Source organism: Limosilactobacillus alvi, assembly GCF_016900115.1.
In the GTDB taxonomy this organism is placed as follows: Bacteria; Bacillota; Bacilli; order Lactobacillales; family Lactobacillaceae; genus Limosilactobacillus; species Limosilactobacillus alvi.
Map to the genome: position 1 here is coordinate 1 of NZ_JACJJQ010000146.1, position 230 is coordinate 230.

The 230-nt window shown below is 57.8% G+C and carries 1 protein-coding gene; it reads right to left on the reverse strand.

Annotated features, from left to right (window positions below; translation table 11 throughout):
* A partial coding sequence (locus tag H5993_RS09420) for a hypothetical protein (RefSeq protein ID WP_204777134.1) occupies nt 1–230 on the reverse strand: 230 nt, incomplete at both ends.

Sequence of the window (230 nt, forward strand, 5' to 3'; positions counted from 1 at the left end):
CTTTGGCATGCTGCGATTTCGTGCGCTCCATCCCTGCCGCGTGTGAGGCGCTAGCATTGCGAAGGTCCTTGGCGTGCTGTGATATCGTGCGTTGCATCTCTTCGGCATGCACGGCGTTGTTGTTGCGGGCTTCAATGGCAGCAGCTTCAAAGGCGGACTTCAGCTGCTGAGAATACTCGGTCGAGAGTCTGTGCATCTCAGAGCTGTGCGCGTCTCTAGTTGCGCGTAGC